Source organism: Microbispora sp. H10670, assembly GCF_014161385.1.
Classification (GTDB): Bacteria; Actinomycetota; Actinomycetes; order Streptosporangiales; family Streptosporangiaceae; genus Microbispora; species Microbispora triticiradicis.
The window spans coordinates 1-17,969 of sequence record NZ_JABBWW010000037.1; the positions used below are offsets into that span (position 1 = coordinate 1).

The 17,969-nt window shown below is 68.0% G+C and carries 21 protein-coding genes, 1 tRNA gene and 1 pseudogene; 6 read left to right on the forward strand and 17 right to left on the reverse strand.

What is annotated here, in order from left to right; genetic code table 11:
* Positions 1-117: 117 nt before the first annotated feature.
* The 3 genes from HHX33_RS31730 to dcd form a co-directional block, all read right to left on the reverse strand.
* Positions 118-1,116: an inorganic phosphate transporter gene (locus tag HHX33_RS31730; protein ID WP_182877803.1), complete on the reverse strand. Its 999-nt coding sequence runs from the start codon at positions 1,114-1,116 to the stop codon at positions 118-120.
* Positions 1,117-1,734 (reverse strand): DUF47 domain-containing protein, encoded by a 618-nt coding sequence (locus HHX33_RS31735; protein ID WP_036328787.1) that lies wholly within the window; start codon positions 1,732-1,734, stop codon positions 1,117-1,119.
* Positions 1,735-1,889: 155 nt separating this feature from the next.
* Positions 1,890-2,465, reverse strand: coding sequence for a dCTP deaminase (dcd, locus tag HHX33_RS31740; protein ID WP_182877804.1), 576 nt, complete (start codon positions 2,463-2,465; stop codon positions 1,890-1,892).
* A 117-nt stretch (positions 2,466-2,582) separates the two neighbouring features.
* Between dcd and HHX33_RS31745 the strand changes: the two genes are divergently transcribed.
* Positions 2,583-2,656: transfer RNA gene (locus HHX33_RS31745), tRNA-Gly, on the forward strand.
* Positions 2,657-2,660: 4 nt separating this feature from the next.
* Here the strand turns inward: HHX33_RS31745 and HHX33_RS31750 are convergent.
* Positions 2,661-3,086: a type II toxin-antitoxin system VapC family toxin gene (locus tag HHX33_RS31750; protein ID WP_182877805.1), complete on the reverse strand. Its 426-nt coding sequence runs from the start codon at positions 3,084-3,086 to the stop codon at positions 2,661-2,663.
* Positions 3,083-3,328: a hypothetical protein gene (locus HHX33_RS31755; RefSeq protein WP_182877806.1), complete on the reverse strand. Its 246-nt coding sequence runs from the start codon at positions 3,326-3,328 to the stop codon at positions 3,083-3,085. Before HHX33_RS31755 ends, HHX33_RS31750 begins: the two co-directional genes overlap by 4 nt.
* A gap of 388 nt (positions 3,329-3,716) precedes the next feature.
* Here HHX33_RS31755 and HHX33_RS31760 point away from each other — a divergent pair, with 388 nt between their 5' ends.
* Positions 3,717-4,196 (forward strand): adenylate kinase, encoded by a 480-nt coding sequence (locus HHX33_RS31760; RefSeq protein WP_182877807.1) that lies wholly within the window; start codon positions 3,717-3,719, stop codon positions 4,194-4,196.
* Here the strand turns inward: HHX33_RS31760 and HHX33_RS37800 are convergent.
* A pseudogene (locus HHX33_RS37800) lies at positions 4,193-4,447 on the reverse strand (tyrosine-type recombinase/integrase); the annotation flags it as partial. The gene HHX33_RS31760 and the pseudogene HHX33_RS37800 sit on opposite strands and share 4 nt — an antisense overlap.
* 17 nt (positions 4,448-4,464) lie before the next feature.
* On the reverse strand, positions 4,465-4,665 hold the full coding sequence (locus tag HHX33_RS31770) for a hypothetical protein (protein ID WP_182877808.1): 201 nt from the start codon (positions 4,663-4,665) through the stop codon (positions 4,465-4,467).
* Positions 4,666-4,891: 226 nt separating this feature from the next.
* On the opposite strand from HHX33_RS31770, the gene HHX33_RS31775 reads away from it, so the two are divergent.
* Positions 4,892-5,491, forward strand: coding sequence for a hypothetical protein (locus HHX33_RS31775; protein WP_182877809.1), 600 nt, complete (start codon positions 4,892-4,894; stop codon positions 5,489-5,491).
* Between the two features lie 454 nt (positions 5,492-5,945).
* Here HHX33_RS31775 and HHX33_RS31780 read toward each other — a convergent pair whose 3' ends face one another.
* From HHX33_RS31780 to HHX33_RS31810, 8 genes are all read right to left on the reverse strand, one after another.
* A complete protein-coding gene (locus HHX33_RS31780; protein ID WP_182877810.1) occupies positions 5,946-6,374 on the reverse strand; it encodes a response regulator transcription factor in 429 nt (142 codons plus the stop codon).
* A gap of 67 nt (positions 6,375-6,441) precedes the next feature.
* The gene (locus tag HHX33_RS31785) at positions 6,442-7,773 is read right to left on the reverse strand and encodes an MFS transporter (protein ID WP_182877811.1); all 1,332 of its coding nucleotides are present in this window, start codon (positions 7,771-7,773) and stop codon (positions 6,442-6,444) included.
* A 13-nt stretch (positions 7,774-7,786) separates the two neighbouring features.
* The gene (locus HHX33_RS31790; RefSeq protein WP_182877812.1) at positions 7,787-8,722 is read right to left on the reverse strand and encodes a DUF6895 family protein; all 936 of its coding nucleotides are present in this window, start codon (positions 8,720-8,722) and stop codon (positions 7,787-7,789) included.
* Positions 8,719-9,957 (reverse strand): glycosyltransferase, encoded by a 1,239-nt coding sequence (locus tag HHX33_RS31795; protein WP_220502418.1) that lies wholly within the window; start codon positions 9,955-9,957, stop codon positions 8,719-8,721. Before HHX33_RS31795 ends, HHX33_RS31790 begins: the two co-directional genes overlap by 4 nt.
* Complete coding sequence (locus tag HHX33_RS31800; RefSeq protein WP_182877813.1) at positions 9,954-12,029, reverse strand: prolyl oligopeptidase family serine peptidase; 2,076 nt, start codon at positions 12,027-12,029, stop codon at positions 9,954-9,956. The genes HHX33_RS31795 and HHX33_RS31800 overlap by 4 nt, the downstream gene beginning before the upstream one ends.
* Positions 12,030-12,031: 2 nt before the next feature.
* Positions 12,032-13,204, reverse strand: coding sequence for a radical SAM protein (locus tag HHX33_RS31805; protein WP_182877814.1), 1,173 nt, complete (start codon positions 13,202-13,204; stop codon positions 12,032-12,034).
* A gap of 87 nt (positions 13,205-13,291) precedes the next feature.
* Positions 13,292-13,420 carry a hypothetical protein gene (locus tag HHX33_RS36780; protein ID WP_259403076.1) on the reverse strand — a complete coding sequence of 43 codons (129 nt, stop codon included), beginning with the start codon at positions 13,418-13,420 and terminating at the stop codon, positions 13,292-13,294.
* A gap of 397 nt (positions 13,421-13,817) precedes the next feature.
* A complete protein-coding gene (locus tag HHX33_RS31810) occupies positions 13,818-14,222 on the reverse strand; it encodes a winged helix-turn-helix transcriptional regulator (RefSeq protein WP_068897377.1) in 405 nt (134 codons plus the stop codon).
* 153 nt (positions 14,223-14,375) lie between these two features.
* On the opposite strand from HHX33_RS31810, the gene HHX33_RS31815 reads away from it, so the two are divergent.
* Positions 14,376-15,239, forward strand: a complete 864-nt coding sequence (locus HHX33_RS31815) for an SDR family oxidoreductase (protein WP_220502419.1) — start codon at positions 14,376-14,378, stop codon at positions 15,237-15,239.
* On the opposite strand, the gene HHX33_RS37805 is transcribed toward HHX33_RS31815, so the two are convergent.
* Positions 15,233-15,610 (reverse strand): helix-turn-helix domain-containing protein, encoded by a 378-nt coding sequence (locus tag HHX33_RS37805; protein ID WP_220502420.1) that lies wholly within the window; start codon positions 15,608-15,610, stop codon positions 15,233-15,235. The genes HHX33_RS31815 and HHX33_RS37805 overlap by 7 nt on opposite strands.
* A 222-nt stretch (positions 15,611-15,832) precedes the next feature.
* On the opposite strand from HHX33_RS37805, the gene HHX33_RS31825 reads away from it, so the two are divergent.
* Positions 15,833-16,099 carry a hypothetical protein gene (locus tag HHX33_RS31825; RefSeq protein WP_133305873.1) on the forward strand — a complete coding sequence of 89 codons (267 nt, stop codon included), beginning with the start codon at positions 15,833-15,835 and terminating at the stop codon, positions 16,097-16,099.
* Positions 16,100-16,247: 148 nt separating this feature from the next.
* Complete coding sequence (locus HHX33_RS31830; RefSeq protein WP_182877839.1) at positions 16,248-17,201, forward strand: aminoglycoside phosphotransferase family protein; 954 nt, start codon at positions 16,248-16,250, stop codon at positions 17,199-17,201.
* 120 nt (positions 17,202-17,321) lie between these two features.
* On the opposite strand, the gene HHX33_RS35340 is transcribed toward HHX33_RS31830, so the two are convergent.
* A complete protein-coding gene (locus HHX33_RS35340) occupies positions 17,322-17,915 on the reverse strand; it encodes a hypothetical protein (protein WP_220502422.1) in 594 nt (197 codons plus the stop codon).
* Positions 17,916-17,969: the final 54 nt, after the last annotated feature.

Consider the following 17,969-nt stretch of genomic DNA (forward strand, 5'->3'; position numbering starts at 1 on the left):
GTCCAGTGAGTGCACATGAGCGCCTCCCGCCAGGACCGACAGATCCCGTTGAGGACCCGAGGTCAGTCAGCCGATGGGTCAAGCCCTGGCGGGAGGTGCTCATCTACATCATCACTGTCAGCCGAGGACGAGGTTGAGGATGAAGTAGCCGATCGCGGCCACGACGGCCGCCGCCGGGATCGTCAGGACCCACGCGGTCACGATGCTGCCCGCGATGCCCCACCGTACGGCCGACAGCCGCTTGGTCGCGCCGACGCCCATGATGGCGCTGGTGATGGTGTGGGTGGTCGAGATGGGCGCGCCGAACCCGAGGGCCGCCGTGTAGAGCACGCTCGCCGCGGCGGCCTCGGCCGCGAAGCCCTGCGGCGGGTCGAGGTGGATGATCCGGCGGCCGAGGGTGCGCATGATCCGCCACCCGCCGGCGTACGTGCCGAGGGAGATCGCCAGCGCCGATGAGGTGATGACCCATTCGGGGATGTGCGAGTCGGGAGAGACATAACCGCCGACGACCAGGGCGAGGAAGATCACACCCATCGTCTTCTGCGCGTCCTGCAGGCCGTGACCGAGGGCCATCGCGGCCGCCGACAGCGTCTGGGCGTACCGGAACCCCTTGCTGGCCCGGTGGGGGTTGGCCCTGCGGAAGATCCACAAGATCGCGATCATGATGACCGCGCCCAGGAGGAGCCCCACGACAGGGGACAGCACCATCGGGATGACGACCTTCTCGATCACCCCGCTCCAGTGCACGGACGCGCTCGCCGCCAGTGCCGAGCCGACGAGCCCGCCGATCAGGGCGTGGCTGCTCGACGACGGCAGGCCGAAGTACCAGGTGATGAGGTTCCACACGATGGCGCCGAACAGCGCCCCGCCGACGATGATCAGGCCGTGCCTGCCGTCCGGAGCGTCGATGATCCCCTTCCCCACGGTCGAGGCGACCGAGGTGCCGAGATGGGCGCCGATGAAGTTCATGACCGCCGCCATGAGCAGCGCCACCCGGGGGGTCAGCGCCCGGGTGGAGACCGACGTGGCGATCGCGTTGGCGGCGTCGTGGAAGCCGTTGGTGTAGTCGAACACCAGCGCGATGACGACCACGCTGATGACAAGCGCGAGCTCCACTTAGCTTTCCTTGACCGCGATCGTCTCGACCGTGTTCGCGACGTGCTCGAAGGCGTCCGCGGCGAGTTCGAGCTGCTCGATGACCTCGCGCATCTTCATCACGGTCAGCGCGTCGTACTCACCGCTGAAGAGCTTGGCCAGCAGCCGGCGGTAGATCTGGTCGGCCTGGTTCTCCAGCCGGTTGATCTCGATCCAGTACTCGTTGAGGTGCTGCATAGAGCGCAGGCGCGGCATCGCGTCCGCGGTGAGCTCCGCCGCCCTCTCCAGGACCTCCACCTGGCGTACGACCTCCTTGGGCAGGTGGTCGATCTGGTAGAGGACGATCAGGTCGGCGGCGGCCTCCATGAAGTCCATCACGTCGTCGAGGTTCGACGCGAGGCGGTAGATGTCCTCGCGGTCGAAGGGCGTGATGAAGCTCTCGTTGAGCCGGTTCATGATGGCGTGAGTGCGCTCGTCACCCGCGTGTTCGCAGGCGCGCATCTTCTCGGCCAGGGCGTCACGGTCCGAACCGTCGCTGATGATCTCGACCAGCAGACGCGATGCGGTGACGAGGTTGTTCGCCGAGTCGGCGAACAAGTCGTAGTAGCTGTCCTCACGGGGCGTGAGACGCAGGCGCACGTCGTTTCTCCAGTGTGCGGGGACGGTCCGCAGAGAAGGGTACGGGTTACCAGTTGAAATGCGAAGTTCAGGCCATGCAGGCCCACTTGTAACCTACTCTTCCCCTCCCAGCTGCCCGGAAGGGCTCCCGTGACACACTTGTTGCCAGGTTCCGCTCAGATCCTCGTCCGGTGGAAGTTGAGGAACGACCGGCTGGGAGTCGGCCCGCGCTGCCCCTGATAGCGCGAACCGTACCGGTCTGAGCCGTACGGGAACTCGGCGGGCGAGCTGAGCCGGAACATGCAGAGCTGGCCGATCTTCATACCGGGCCACAGCTTGATCGGCAGTGTGGCGACGTTCGACAGTTCGAGCGTCACATGCCCCTGGAAACCGGGGTCGATGAACCCGGCCGTGGAGTGCGTGAGCAGTCCCAGCCGGCCCAGGCTCGACTTGCCCTCAAGCCGCGAGGCGATGTCGTCCGGAAGGCTGATCACCTCGTACGTGCTGGCCAGCACGAACTCCCCCGGATGCAGGATGAACGGCTCGTCGCCCTCCGGCTCCACCTGCCGGGTCAGGTCGGGCTGCTCCATCGCCGGGTCGATGTGCGGGTACCGGTGGTTCTCGAACACCCGGAAGTAGCGGTCCAGGCGTACGTCGACACTGGACGGCTGGATCATCACCGGGTCGTACGGGTCGAGCTTCACCCTGCCCGACTCGATCTCGGCGCGAAGGTCACGATCGGAAAGCAGCACGGTGCCAGGCTAGTAGGCCCATTGAGCGCCGGTGTCAGGGATCTTCGCGTCGGGACTGCAGGAGCACGCCTTGAATCCGCTACAGTAGGGGCAGCGACGAGCTCCACGGCCCGTCACGCGGGTGTAGTTCAATGGCAGAACATCAGCTTCCCAAGCTGACAGCGCGGGTTCGATTCCCGTCACCCGCTCCAAGATCTAAGCGAGCACCTCCGGCAGTAGCCTGAACGCCGCCACATGCCGCGGCCGGATCAGTCCGAAATCGCGCCGGTCGATCGTCGCGATCTGTGTGATTCCCAGACGCTCGGCGATTGCGACCACGGACACATCGGCAGGGTCGAGGCGAGCATCTTTGTAGAGCCGGACGAGTTCGGCCATACGTCGTACGTCAGCGGCGAGCAGATCGACCAGCTCGAACTCTGCCGTGACGAGATCAAGAAACTGCGCGTGTACGGCCGGTCCCATGTGCCTGTTGATCGTCCAACCGGCCTCGATAAGGACGGTTGAGGGCAGAAGCAACGGCCCTTCCAACTGCTCAAGGAGTCGCACACACGAGGCATGGTGCTTGTCATCGCGATCGACAACGGCGATCAGCGGCCCTGTGTCCAGGAGCGTAGCGGTCACACCGACCGATCGAATCGCTCCGCCAGCAGATCTTCGACCCGTTCTGACAGATCGCCCTCTCCGGATGCGCCGATCCCCGCGATCGACAGCCGACGACGCCGTACCGGTTCCGACAGATCTTCGTTCGCGGCCTCAGCGAGTTCCGGGTCCGTCTTGACCAACCGCAGCAGCCGACCCGCCTGGTCCGGCGACAGCCGATCCACCAGGTGATGAAGCTCCTCATGCGCATGCCCAGCGCTCATGCTCAGAGTCTACGCTCGCGATCTCGCTAGCGTCAGGGACACGGTGGCCGTGCCCGTTGCGTGCCCGATCGGATGGCTATCAGCGGGAAGCCACGGGGACTCGCGGTCACGCGACCGCCATAGGCCCAGGTTGTAGTTTTCCCAGCTCAGCTAGCTTGATCTTGAAAGACTTCCCAAGCTGACAGAGCGGGTCCGATTCCCGTCACCCGCTCCACGTACGAAGGCCCAGGTCAGGGATAGTTTCCAGACCCGGGCCTTGGTTGTTTCTGACGGTGTTCGATCTTCGCGTGCCATTAGGTCTTGGTCAGCTCACCGGAGCCAGGCTCTGTTCGCAGTCCAGATCTTCAGTTCATGAGTAACTGGTTCAGGAGCAGGCTGAGGAGGCGGGATGAACAGGGTCGTGGTCCTCGGAAGGGGTGGCGCGGGCAAGTCCACGCTGGCGGTCCGGCTCGGTGAGGTGCTGTCGCTGCCGGTCGTCGAACTGGACAAGCGCTTCTGGAGCGCCGGGCTCTCTCCCACCCCCAAGGAGGAGTGGGAGGTCGTTCAGCGGCGGCTCGTCGATGCGCCCCAATGGGTCCTCGATGGTGACCTGGGTCCCTACGACGTCCTCGACGTCCGTCTACGAGCCGCTGACACGGTGGTCGTCCTGGACTTTGCGCTCTGGCGCTGCGCCTGGCGTGCGCTGCGCCGCTCCCGCGAGGATCTGACCTTCTGGCGCTGGGTCCTCACCTACCGGTGTCGCGCTCTGCCCCTTGTAATGGACGCGATCGCCGAACACGCGGGCACCGCCGAACTCCATGTGCTGAAGAACCCCGACGGAGTCGAACGGTTCCTGGCCACGGCGAACGGGGCCACGCCCCGGCCCTAGCAGCCCGGCCGGGTGGTCGCCCTCGTCGTCGTCGCGCCGGATGATCTGCCGGTCGATGGCGTCCGTGATCGTCTTGTCGCACCCCGTACGGCGTGCTGGTAGATCATCGCGGCGCGGACGTTTTCGTGCCCCATCCGAGACATGAGGTCCTTGAGCCCCGCGCCCGACTCGGCGGCGAGCATGTTGCCGGTGTAACGGAGATCATGGAAGTGAAGACCGGGGAGATCCATCTCCTTGACCACGTCCACCCAGCGCGTACGGGAAGCCGCTACGCCGCAATGGGCCGCCCTTGGCCCCGGGGGAAGAGCAGCGCGCCTGGCTCGTCCTGGACGTAGGTCGCCAGGTGCTCACGCAGCGCGGGGACGATCGCTTGCGGAATGCCCACGGTCCGCCGCCCGGCCTTGGACTTGGGAGGCCCGAGGACCAGTTCACCCGTGGAGCGCTCGACGAAGGCCGCCCGAACACGCACGGTCCCAGCTTCCACCCTGCGCCCGCTCGGCGGCCGGGCGTGCGGCCTGGGGGCCGGTCCCGGCCGCCGGCAGCTCGGGCTGTTGCCTACGCTCCTCCGCCCACCCAATAAGCCCGCCGAAACCGGCGATACACCCCCCGCCAGACCTCGCGATTCAATCCGCTATCGGTGACCTGCGCTCCCTTGCTAGTCCAGGGCTACAAGCGGCAGGCGCTATGTTCGCAAAGTGATCAGTGAAGAGGGTTCCCGGCTAGGTACGGAAGCCGCACATCGCCTGGCTCAGCTAGGTTGCTGTGAGATTGAGGAAGGACTTTCCGAGGCGGAATTTGCTCGCATCGAGCACGAGTACGGGTTCGAGTTCGCCGACGAGCACCGGGCTTTCCTGGCAGCAGGGTTACCGGTGCGTCAGCCTTGGGTGGCGGGCCAGACATGGGAGAACCCATGGCCCGACTGGCGCAACGCAGACCCTGAGACGCTGCGTAAACATGTCGATTGGCCAGTCGACTATCTCCTGTGGGACGTCGAGCATGGCCACTGGCGATCGAGCTGGGGCAAGCGACCAAACGATCCTCTTGAAGCCGTCGAAATAGCCCGGGTGCGAGTGGCGGATGTCCCCGGAATGGTCCCGGTCTATGCGCATCGGTTCCTGCCGGCTGGGCGTGGAAGCTTCGGACATCCGGTTCTATCCATGCGGGGCACTGACACCATTTACTACGGGACCGACCTGCTCGACTACATTGACCAGGAGTTCCGGGACCCGCGCCCTGAGCGCGCCGAGACATGGCAGCCGCATGCATCGGTTTCGTTCTGGCGAGACTACCTGTAAGAACATCTCGGCAGGCGGTGCTCCGAACGGCACACTCACGGTCGGCGTTGACCGGCAGATCGCCCGCTTACGACACCTGGTGACCACCGTCCTCCTCGCTGCTCAAGCGTCCCGGCCGTTCTCCCCGAGTCAAGGGCGCCTACGGCGTCGCTCCGCGAACAGCTTCGCTGACCCTTGACACAGCGGGCCCGTCCCGGGGGTCGGCAGCTACGAGGAGGACAGAGGTGGATCAGGGGCCAGGCCGCGCCCATGCCGTACCGCCGCAGGTCGTGCGCGTGGTCGTCGTGCAATTACCGCGCGATTAGACAGGGGGACGAGGGGACAATCACGGCCATCCATGACCGGCCCGACGCCCAGGTCAACGCTCCACAGCGGTCACCGGGTGAGGCGGCGCCTGCTCACCACCCTCGCCGGCGACGGCCGCCTGGCGGTTCGAAGGCACGCCGCGTGACCGTCACGCGCGCGTCTGGTGTGCCAGATCCGTCTGGGTGGTCAGGCTCACGAGCATCGCGGTGAGTCCTGCCTGGAGCCGCGACTCCAACCGCAGCTTGGCGAGAATCGCGGTGATGTGCCGTTTGGCCGTACGTTCGCTGATCGACAGCATTCTGGCGATGGACCGGTTGTCGTAGCCGAGGCCGAGCAGTTCGAAGACCGACGCCTCCCGGGCCGTCAACGACGGGGCGAGCAACAGCGCCGCGGCGATCGGCGAAGGAAGGGCGTCATTCCCGATGCTGACGCATCCCCGGACGTCCTGGGATCCGCACGTCGTGCAGCCGCTCAGCGCAGGACCCGCCGCCCGCCGCGGCCCGAGCCTGGCGTGCCGACGCCTGGCCGTCCCGCTGTCGATCGCGGACCCCGGACTCCGATCAGGAGGAGCGAACATGACGTAATGCTGTGGGATCGCAGTATTGATGCGGTTTGCTCCCGGTGTAGTTCCGGTAGTCCCGTCGTCATCCGTGTTCGGCAGCCGGGGCCGCCGACGTCGACCGTTCCGCGGCGGCCAGGGCGGCCCTCGCGTAGACACCGGCGATCAGGATGAGCAGGCCTGACAGAGCGAGGATCGAGTCGATCGGCCCGAACCGCACCCCGGCCAGCGAGCCGTCGAGGTTGCGCAGGTCGGTGCTGGCCAGCCAACCGGCGGCCGACGCGGCCAGCATCGAGGCGAGTTGCGTGACCGGATAGAACACGGCCATGACCCGGCCCAGATACTCCTTCGGCGCGGCGGCGAGCAGCAGTGGCGTCATCGCCGTGTTGAGCATGGTGATGGGAATCACGAACAGGGAGAGCACGATGAGACCGCCGAGGAACTCGGTCTGCCGTGTATAGGTGAGCAGCAACGCGCCGCTCACGATCAGGCCGATCCACGCGGTCCTCCGGGCGCCGATCCACTGCACGACCCTCCCGGCGCACAGCGCGCCGATGATCCCGCCGACGCCCTCCGCCGTGCCGAGGTAGCCGAACAGATGAGATGGCGAGTGCAGGTTGTCGGTGAGGAAGAACACGTTCAACGTGTTCAGGGCGCCCAGCCCGCACTGACCGATCACCGCGAGGGTCAGCAGGGCGACCAGAAACCTGCTGCCGGCGAAGAAGCGCAGGCCGACGACGAACTCCTTGCGCAGCCCGGGCTGCGAGCCGTCCGATCTGCCCGGGTCAGGGGCGGAGTCGCGGCGGACCGAGCGGATGACGGCGTAGGACACGGCATAGGACGCCGCGTTGAGGAGCAGCGCCCATTGCAGCCCGACGCTGAACATCAGCGGCGCGGCGAGCGGCGGGCCGACGATGGCGATGGCCCCGGCCGTGCCCTGGGCGATGCCCGCCGCCCGGGCCCGGTCGGCCTCGCCTGTCACGATGTCCCTGATGATGGACAGACGCGCGGGCCCGAAGAACTGACCCGTGGCGTTCAGCACGAGGACGGACGTGTAGATCAGTGCGAGCCAGGCCCAGACCGGGATCGCATCGGCGGGCAGGAGCGCCACCACCGTCAGGAACGCCACCACAACGCCGCGGATCACCTCGGTGCCGAGCATGGTGCGCATCTTGTCCCACCGGTCGACGAACACCCCGGCGATCGGACCCACGAACAGCACCGCGCCGCCCACTGCCAGCAGGATGCCGCTCACCGCCGCGGGCGCCCACGACTGGTCCTTGGCCAGGACATCGGCCACCCACAGGACGAGGGTGGTGCTGAAGACGACGTCTCCCGTGGACGAGACGGCCTGCCCGTACCACAGGCGGGCATAGTCGCGATTGATCAGGAACCGGTGCTTGACAGTGGCAGGCACGAGAGGACCAGGGCTACCGGCGGCGCGACGCGGACAAGGTGATCATCGTAGCCATGGCGGTCACGAGAGTGGTGTGATAGGCCTTCCGGAAGACCTCGACCGCCGACGCCGACTCCGGTGGCCGCTGGGCGGCGTACCGTCCGGGTATGGCCCCGCTGGGCAGTTGGGCCTCCAGGAGGTTCCGTATCGCGGCCAGACCGGACCGGGTGCGGGTCGGATCCTCGCCGACGAGGGACTGCGAGAGCAGGAACTCCCCGACGAGATCCCAGTAGTCGATCTCCACGAAGTGGGTCGTCAGTTCGTCGAGGACCTGGAAGATCCGCCTCCGCTCGTCGTCGGTGAAGCCGGGGTCCCGGGCGCCGAAGTCGCTCAGGTGGAACAGGATGTGCGTGATGACGTAGGCGTCCTCGATGTCGACCGGATACGTCGTGGTCCAGTCGGCGAGGAGGGTGCTCTCGTACAGCTCCCGGTACGAAGGGAAGTCGTGGCGGAGGCCGGCTCGTTCCGCGTAGTAACGGGTTTCGAGGCGCACGTGCGGCGACCTGCCGTAGAGCGGGAAAAAGCCGCCGGGAGCCAGCTCCTCGAGGACGGCCCAGTGGCGCCCGTCGGTGAGCCCGGGGGGTGCCAGCGCGCCGAAGGCCAGGCCGTACGCCCGGTAGTACCTGGGCATGGCCGTCAGCTGCCGTGGGAAGTCCGGGTCATGCCAGATCTTCCGGACGGTCGCGGCCACCTTCGCCAGATCCTCGTCGTCGGGCCGCAACCTCGTCCATATCGCACAGAGCTGCGCCAGTTCCAGGCACGCCTTCACCTTGGGTGTGACGGGCAGCCCCGAATACGACGGATCGAGGTACTCCAGGTTGTCACTGATCCAGCGCCTGGCCCCGGCCGACAGCCGCTCCAGGTCGCCGGTCGCCCTCTCGTCCGCGTAGGTCGTCGCAGGTTCGGTCATCCATCTGCCCCTTTCGAGAGCCATCGTGTTTCGAGAGGCATCGTGTCCACGGCCCGGTCCGCGGGTCGGTGCGGCTTCCGGGCCACCCGGGCGCAGGAGAGTTCGACGACGTCGGCCGCGCGTGACGCGCTGTCGGCCGAGGCCAGCCTGCGGCCGAGATCCGCCGCGCGTTTCCGCAGCCCCGGGTCCTCCCAGGCCAGGCGGAGCATCTTCCACGGATCGGAGTCCATGTCGTCCAGTGCGTACACCGCGACCCCGGCCCGGACGCACGCCGCGGCCAGCAGCGGCTGCTCGGACCCGTTGGGCGTCACTCCGAGCGGCCGTCCCCGCAGTAGCGCGGCCAGCACCGGCGCCGACGTGCCGCTGGTCAGCACCAGTCCGGCCCGGTCGACGAACGGCCCCATGTACGGCCTGCGCACGAGCAGCATGTCCGCGCCGGGGTCAGGGCGCGGATCCAGCGTCCGGCCCTGCTCGACCAGGGCCTGGAACGGGCCGCCGGTGAAGGCCGAGTTGAGCCGCGGCCACTGGACCTTCCCTCCGAAGAAGCGACCGAGATGCACGTAGACGACGGGCTTGCCCACCCGGTCGAGATGTTCCATCACGGTGTCGACGTCGGCCCCGTCCGCCGTCGGCTCCCACGCCAGCGGTCCGACGTGGTGCACGCGCTCGGGCAGCACCGCGCCCGGGTACTCGAAGACGGGATCACCCCGCAGCAGCAACGCCGCGCCGAACAGCGGGCTCTCCGGCCACGGGTCGCTCCGTGCGGCCAGGCCGACCTCCGCGCGCAGCTCGCGGTAGTACTGAAGGATCTCGCGTGACCGCGCTTGCCTGCTCATACCGGGCTGCGGCTCGTCGTGGCCTCCGGCCGCGTAGTTCAACAGGTGGGCCGACAGCCCCAGCACCACCGCCGGGATGTCCAGCGCCTCGGCGGCGAGCAGTGCTCCGTGGCACAGGACCGAGGTGACGAGCACGTCGGCCCGGACCTGCCGAGCGGCTCGGAGGGCGGCCCGGAACTGCGCCGGCCCTCCGTCGCGCCACCTGGCGACCGAGAACCCCCGCTGCCCGCCGTACCGCTCCGCCGTCAGGTACGGCAGGCCGGATTCGGCCACGATCTGCGCGGCCGAGGTCCTGCCCAGCACGCAGACGGTGTTCCCCCGCCGTTGGAGCTCGCGTCCGGCCGCGATCGCCGGATACAGATACCCCCCGTCGCTCAGCGGGCAGAGCAGGACGTTCATGCCGGACTCACCCCGAGGTGGGCGGCGAGGAAGGCCAGGCAGTCGGCGAACAGCGCCACCCCGCTGGACGCGGAGCGAACCCCGTGGCCCACCCCCCGCTCGAACCGGAACAGCGCCGGGCCCTCCCCCGACGTGGCGTGCTGGAGCGCGGCGCACATCTTCCGCGCGTGCAGCGGATCCACCCTGGTGTCACCGTCGGACGCGGTGAACAGGACCGGGGGGTACGCGACGTCCGGGACGACGTGATGGTAGGGGGAGTACGACAGCAGCGTCCGCGCCTGGTCGGGGTCGGCGGCGCTGCCGTACTCCGGGACCCAGCTCGGCCCGAGCCCGTGGAGCTCGTAACGGGCCATGTCCAGGAGCGGAGACATGCACACGGCGGCCGAGTACTTTCCGGGGTGCTGGGTGAGCGCCACGCCCACGAGGAGGCCTCCGTTGGAGCCGCCTATGATCGCGAGCTGGCCGGGCCTGGTCCAGCCCGCCTCGACCAGATGGTCGGCGGCGGCGTCGAAGTCGTCGAAGGTGTTCTGCTTTCTCGGCCCGCGGCCGGCACGGTGCCACTCCTCGCCCTCCTCGCCGCCCCCGCGCAGGCACGCGGTGGCGAAGATCCCGCCCGCCTCGACCCAGGCGACGATCAGAGGCGAGTAGCGCGGCGACATCGACACGCCGAAGCCGCCGTATCCCATGAGGATGGCGGGGCGTGGACGATCGGGGGAACCCGACGGGGACGCCACGAACATCCGTACCGTCGTGCCGTCCGCGGACCGGCAGGTCTCCAGACCGGCCTTCACGCGAGGAGCGCCGATCCCCGGCGCCGGCGACCACGGCCCGACCTGGCCCGTTCGCGCGTCGTAGTGGAGCACCAAGGGGGGCGTGGCGTAGTCGGTGTAGGGGAACCAGGCTTCGTGTCCCGCTTCCGGCCGTACCGAGATCCGCCCGATGGAACCGACGCCGGGCAGCGGGACGGTCCCCAGCTCACGGCCGTCGGTCAGGTCGTGGACGGTGATCTCCGCGGCCGCGTGGCGGATCCAGGAGACCAGCCCGATCGGCCGCGCGAGCTCGGGGCCGCTGAGGACGGTGAGGTCGTCCAGCACCGCGTCGGGGCGTTCGGCGATCAGCTCGCGCCAGGCGCCGGGAGCCGGGTCCGCCGGGGTGCACACGACGACGCGTCCGCGAGCGGCGTCCCTGTCGGTGCGCAGCCACATGGGGTCGTGCGGACCGGTGCCCGGGGCGATGCGTACCCGGGTGCGGCCCTGTCCGGCTTCCTGGACCGGCCGCAGGTCCGGACATCCGGGCGGGCTCGTGGACAGGTCGGCCAGGTAGACCGCCGCACCGCGGTCGGTGCCGGTCGCGGCGGTGACGGTGAGCCATCGGCCGTCCGGTGTGACGGCCACGGTGTAGAACTGGGTTCTCTCCCGGCCCTCGCCGAACACGAGGACGTCGGTATCCGGCTCGGAGCCGACCTTGTGCAGGTAGATTCGGCGCTGGTAGAGCGCCTCCGATGCCAGGCGGCCCACGTAGTAGAAGGCCTCGCCACCCGGTAGCCATCCGATCGACGTCCGGCGCACCCGGCCGATGGGCCCGTCGGCGACCGCCCCGGTGGCGACGTCGAGCACCCACAGCGTCGCGTCCTCGGTGCCGTCACGGGAGATCAGACAGGCGAGCCGGTCGCCCTCCACGGACGGCTCCCAGGACTCGAGCACGGTACGGCCGGCCGGATCCAGCGCACGCACATCCAGCAGGGGCCTCTCGGCCTCCCCCTCGCGGACGTAGAGCACCGGGTGGTCCTGTCCCGCGTCCCGCCGCTCCACGAAGATCCGGGAACCGCGCGCCTTCGGGGTGATGACGAGGTCGGTGGCGTTGAGCGCCGTCAGCTCCGCCCGCCACCGGTCCGCGTCCGGCCACGTCGCCCGTTCCGCTTGGTAGAGAACCTCCTGCTCCGCGGTCCACCGCAGTGTCCTGGGGTCCTCGGAGTCCTCGAGCCAGCGGTAGGGATCGGGGACGCGCCGCCCGTGCAGCTCTTGGACGACGTCGTCGCGGGGCGCGTCCGGGTACCGGCGGGACGATGGCATCGCTAGAGGCGTCCCGTCTCGTCGAGGTGGTCGAGCAGGGCGGCGTCGACGGCGTCGCGGAAGGCCGCGAGCGCACGCTCGTCCTGCTGGTTGCGGTACAGGTCCGCGCAGGAGATCCAGCGTTCGCGGGTCTGCGCGCCGGGAAGGTAGCCCTCGGCGACCGAGCCGACCTCCCAGCCGGGTTTCCCCGCGGTCTCCCAGCAGCTGGACAGGGTGCCGTCCGCGTTCGCCACCGCGCCGTAGCGGCCGTCGCCGTACCCGCAGGTGGCGCATGGCAGGTGAGCACGCGGCCTGCTCACGGAGAAGCCGTGATCGAGCGCCGAGCGCTGCCATCGGGCGAATCCGGCCGCCAGCTCGCCGGTCGGCGTCAGGTCGTTCGCGTACCCGATGCCCACGTCCCCCACCTGGGCGAAGTAGATGCCGCATCGCGAGGGATCCAGGGCGGCGGCGAGCCGGTCGACGAGGGCGTCGACCCCCCGGAACGTGTGGTGGGAGACGTTCACCCTCAGCGTCCACCGGATCGAGGTGACCTCCGAAGCCCTGGCGATGTTGCGGACGATGGTGTCGAAGGTCCCGCCGTGCGACCGGCGGACCCGGATCCGGTCGTGGTCATCCCGATCGCCGTCGAAGGTGACCTGGACGGACTTGAGCCGGAGCTCTTCGAGTCGCCTGGCCAGCGACGGTGTGAGCAGCGTGAGGTTGGAGATCATCGACGCGGAGGCCAGCCCATGACCGACCGCCCGCGACAGCAGTTCCACGCAGCCTCTGGGGTTGAGCAGGGGCTCTCCGCCGAACAGCAGGATCTTGAGCTTGTCCAGCCCGGCCGCGGCCATCTGCCGGTCGGTGAAACGGAGAATGGACGTGACGGTCTCCGGCGTCAGCCGGGCGTGGGCGATCCGCGGCGGGCGACTGCCACCGGCAGTGTCCTGGCTGGTGTTCTGGAAGCAGTACCCGCATCCCAGGTTGCAGTCGGTGCTGGTCAGAACGGTGAGCGAATAGGCGGTCACCGGGGCGGTGGTGAGCAGCCCGCTCTCGCGCAGCCGGCGCTCTGTGCCCGGCTGGAGCGCACCCCCGGGGGTCAGGTGCCGGGCGCGTAGCCGAGCCACGCCGCCGGGACCGACGAACCACCAGTTCTTCGCCCCTTTGAGGATCCGCTCCCCGCTGCTCACGTTCACTGTGGCCTCCGTGACGTCATGGTGGCGAGATCGGGAAGGCTTCCGGCCTCGTTGCGAAGCCGGAAGCCTTCACCCAGCCGGCAAAGCTCACAGCGCGTTGCTGTTGTTGGTGAGGCAGGTGCCCGGCTCCTCTTCCTCTTCGGTGCTGTGCGCCACGACCTCGACGTCGTCCGTCTCGGTGGCGTCGAGGGCCTCGGGGGCCTTGTCCTCGGACATAGCGCCTCTCCTTGACTAAAGGTTTGACTGACGGAAATTCCCGACACGCACAGTGTCACCGCGCCACCCCCGCGCAGAAATTGCACTTTTGGGCCATCGCGCTCAGTGCGGCGGCTCGTCGGCCGCCGATCCGGCGATGCCCGTCGTCGTGTCCGAGAACGGCCGCGCGTCATGGAGAGGTACGGCGGCCCTCCGGATCGGACACCGGGTGCCGCCCGACCTGACTGGAAGACAACGACCGCTACATAGCGGCTCGACGCCCCTGACAATCCGCCGACCCGAGCTGCTTGACTACTGAGGTTGAACTCGTGATGTCGCCGGGTGGCTTAGGTGGTCTGATTGTCGGGCCGGTCTCGGCGAGGCGGCCGTCCATGACCAGACCACTGGCCGCCGCTGATTACCTGGTGCGCTCAGTGCGGTCGTCGTACTCTTCGCGGGCGGTGATGACTTCTTCGATGTGCAGCACGGACCACTCCGTGAGCGCCTTCAGCGGTTCCCGTAGCGTCTGGCCGAGCGCGGTCAGCTCATACTCCACGTGCGGCGGCACCTCTGGGTAGACGGTCCGGCTGACCAGCCCGTCGCGTTCGAGGGTGCGCAGCGTCTGGGTGAGCATCTTCTCGCTCACGCCCGCCAGCGCCTGCCGGAGATGACCGAACCGGGAGGTCCCGTTCCGGCCGAGTTCGCCCAGCACGAGGACCGCCCACTTGCTGCCGATCTGGTCGAGCAGGTCCCGCGACGGGCAGCCGCGCTCGTACGGATCGAATGACGGCATGGGCCCGGTCGCATTCTCGACAGCAGCCATACGGTTCACCTCAATGCTTTCGCTGCGGTAAGTACCCTACCAAGAAGTGGCTACTCCCCAACAGAGAGTGTTCAGGTCATTCTGTGTTCTATCCCGCGGCGGACGGACCGCGGCAGGCGTGCGAGGCACGCGCGGAAGGAAGGAATGACCATCATGCCGATCGTCGTCACTGGAGCCACCGGCCAGCTGGGCAGGCTCACCGTCGAGGCACTGCTGCGGCGCGGGATCCCGGCCGCGGACATCATCGCGACCGGCCGGGACATCGCCGGGATCAAGGATTTGGCCGACCGAGGCATCACGGTACGCCGCGCCGACTTCGCGGACACGGACGGCCTGGCCGAGGCATTCGCGGGGGCGGACAGGCTGCTGCTGATCTCGGCCTCGGTCCCCGTGGGCGAGCGGGTCGCCAACCACCGCCGCGTGATCGACGCCGCGGCATCCGCAGGCGTGTCGCTAGTGGCGTACACGAGCACGACGCACGCGGACACGGCCACCACCGTCATCGGTGCCACGCACAGCGAGACCGAGGCGTATCTGCGGGACCACGGAATCCCCAGCGTGCTGCTGCGCAACGGCTGGTACTTGGAGAACTACACCAGCCAACTGCCGCAGATCCTGCAGAACGGCGCGGTCGTCGGCGCCGCAGGCGAGGGGCGGATCAGCGCCGCGTCCCGCGCCGACTACGCCGAGGCCGCAGCGGTCGTCCTCACCGCTGAAGGCCACACCGGCGCCGTGTACGAGCTCGGCGGCGACGAATCCTTCACCCTGACTGAGCTCGCCGCCGCGATCTCCGCTGCGGCCGGAAAGCAGGTTACCTACGCTGACCTCCCGGTGGCCGACTTCGCCCAGGTACTGGACGCCGCGGGCCTACCCGCCGAGCTGGCGGAGGTCCTCGCTGACGCTGACCGCGGTATGAAGCGCGGCGAGATGTACACCGACTCTGGCGACTTGCGCCGCCTGATCGGCCGCCCGCCCGTGACCCTGGCCGAGGCACTCGCGGCCGCCCTGCATTACTGAGGTTGAACTCGTGATGTGGCCGGGTTGCTCAGGTGGGTCTGATTGCCAGGCCGGTCTCGGCGAGGCAGCCGTCTATGAGTTCGCTGCGGTACTGGATGTGCCGTAGGCCGCGCCGGATGCGCTGGACGGCAGGTCAGCGCGGCGATGGAGATCCGTCTGCGGGAGCGGCCGCGCTGTGACCGCAGGGCCCGCGGACCGCCCTGCTCCCACTTCTGCCGCCACCGTTGTACCGAGCGGACGTTGACGCGCAGGGCCTTGGCGATGACCGAGCTCGCCTCGCCCTGGGCGAACCGCTCGGCCGCCTTGAGCCGTAACTCCTCGCGGAACTGCTGCCGTTCGGCAGTCAGCCCGCCTCCTTGTGGATATCGCATGCTCCGGTGATACCGCACGGACGACGAGCCATCAGCCCCTACGACACCAGTTCAACCTCGAGTAGTAGCGCGCGGCTGTCAGCAGATTACACGATCCATGTCAGTATTCAGCCTGCTATCCGGGAAGCGACAACCATATGGCTCGCCGCCGCCATAAACCTTTCTATGTTTTACAGTGCAGACATGTTCAACCGAACATAGCGGTCGCGAAAGAGGGGCGATATGGGAAAGAAGAAGAAGACCCCCTTGGCTCACGACATCATCGACGCTGTAGCCACGGTTGCCGGGTCAGCGGTCACGGTGAAGGTCACCGCTCTCGGCGTTGTCACCGGGCAACCAGTGGCCGGAGCGCTCGGGGGCGCCTACGCGGGCAAGAAGGTCCGGGATGAGATCAACAGCCTGAAGACCTCCGAAGGCCGCGAGAAGTGGGGCGAACGTCTGGACAATCTCGGCGAGAACACAAAAAACAACCCATGCCCTGGATATTGACGGTCGGCACTTACGCGGTCTCGATACTGGTGCGCACAGCATCGGTCGTAAGGTAAGGATTCCGCCGCTGCATGGCGCGACGCCGCCCTGCGGCGCCGAAAACACGTTGCAGAAGAAGACCGGGGCGAGGAAGGCTGCCGGCGTGAAGATGCACGCCAACCAGCTGACGGTGACCCTGGAGACGGTGCGCATATTGGTCGATGAGCAGTTCCCCGAGTGGCAGAGCCTGCCCATCACCCGCATCGCCACCCATGGGACGGTCAACGCCGTCTTTCGCGTCGGCGACCGCTTCACAGCTCGGTTCCCCCTACTACCCGGAGACATCGACCCGACGCGGCGCCGGCTGGAGTCCGAAGCGGAAGCAGCGCGCGAGCTGGCAGGTCGAACGCGGTTTCCCACGCCCGAGCCGGTCGCGCTCGGTGAACCCGGCGCGGGATACCCGCTTCCGTGGTCGGTGCAGACGTGGCTGCCCGGCGTCGTGGCCACCGACGAGGACCCGGCCGAATCGGTCGCGTTCGCCCACGACCTGGCCGATCTCATCAATGACCTGCGCGCGATCGACACACGTGGCCGCACGTTCGCCGGAAGAGGCCGCGGAGGCGACCTTCAAGCCCACGACGCGTGGATGGAGACCTGTTTCAGGCACAGCGAACAACTCCTGGACGTTCGCCGACTTCGCCGGATGTGGGAAGACCTTCGAAGTCTCCCTCGCGAAGCAGCCGACGTGATGACCCACAGTGATCTCATTCCCGGCAACGTCCTCGTGTCCGCTGGTCGGCTGGCCGGGATTCTCGACGTCGGCGGCTTCGGACCGGCCGACCCTGCTTTAGATCTCGTGAGTGCCTGGCACCTGCTTGAGGCCGGGCCGCGGCAGGTGCTCCGCCTCGACCTCAAGTGCGAAGACCTTGAATGGGAACGAGGCAAATCGTGGGCCTTCGAACAGGCGATGGGGCTCGTCTGGTACTACCTGGAAACCAACCCGGCCATGAGCCTGATGGGCCAACGCACCCTGGAACGCATCTTGGCAGACACCCCCTCGCAGCGCCGACGAGGAGGGCCGTCGTGCCAGATGCGTACCAGAACGGACGGCGAGCAGCGGTGAACCACAGAGAATCACGATCGATCGACCAGCCATGACCTGCACCCCTGTTTTCCCAGCTCAGCACGGCAAGAGGAGCCGTGACGCTGTCAGCGGTCCGATGTGCCACTCCGGCCTGCGTGATCAGGTCGCGGTCAGCGGGGCGCCGATCTGGATGTCGAAGTACGCCACGAGGTCGTCTCCGTCGACAACGCCCCGGCGCGCGTCGATGATCACAACCGTTCCGGCCACAACACCGGCGAAACTGGTGCCGGATCGCCGCGACTGTTCGATGCGCTTCGTGACCGGTCGGCGGACCGCCTCGGTAAGAAAAGTGAGGCCGTGCGGAAACTCCTCGCTGAGCAGGTGTCGTTGCCGCCCCGACTTGATCAGGCTGCCGACTCCGAACTGGGCCGAGACAATCCGATCACCACGGAGGGCGACCCGGAAGTAACCGTTCGACTGGGGGCGGTTGCAGCTCTGCTGGGGTGGATAGAAGCAGTCGTAACCACCGGCCAGGAGATCGTCAACAGCGGAGCTCATCGTGGTCGCATAGTGCTCGGAGCCGAACGGCCAGCGCCGCACATAGGTGTCCAGAGCGGTGACGACCAGTCCATTGTGTCCGTCGTAGCTGTAGTCCGCGTGCGTGTCCCGCCACCCCGTACGGGGGATATCGTCGCTCCGCCGCGCCGTAGGGGTCTGGAGATCGCGATTGAAGTCGTCGATCTCCTGCCGCACGCGATCGCCGGCATCGGGCCAGATCGCGGCCAGCGCCGGTGCCGCGGCCGCGGC